Genomic DNA, 323 nt, shown 5'->3' with positions numbered 1-323 from the left:
CCGTGACGGATCTGCTGACGTACGACGGTGGCGAGTGGCCTGACCCCCTCGCCCCCTGCGCGGACTTCAACGGCACAACAGGCCTCCCCCTGTTCGTGATGACCACCCCAGGTACCGACACCACGGCGACCCTCCCGAGTGTGCAGGTGGGCGGCAAGGCCGTTGCAGTCTGCGCCTACGGCAGCACCCAGTACGTGAATACCACCGATCCGAACGGGAATTACACAAGCGGTCCGGTCAGCGCGCAGGAGAGGGGACGGAGCACCCTCAAAGGGCAGGAAGCCGTGATCGTGATCCCGCGCACGCCCCTCCCGGCGGGGGCC

Annotated in this window: 1 protein-coding gene; it reads left to right on the top strand. The window is 67.8% G+C overall.

Annotated features, from left to right (window positions below):
- Positions 1-98 precede the first annotated feature (98 nt).
- Positions 99-323 (top strand): hypothetical protein (locus QZ271_RS14445; RefSeq protein WP_291432636.1); only part of this gene is annotated, 225 nt, incomplete at its 3' end.

Source organism: Deinococcus sp. (assembly GCF_018260555.1).
In the GTDB taxonomy this organism is placed as follows: domain Bacteria; phylum Deinococcota; class Deinococci; order Deinococcales; family Deinococcaceae; genus Deinococcus.
This window is presented reverse-complemented; position numbering and strand designations above follow the sequence as displayed.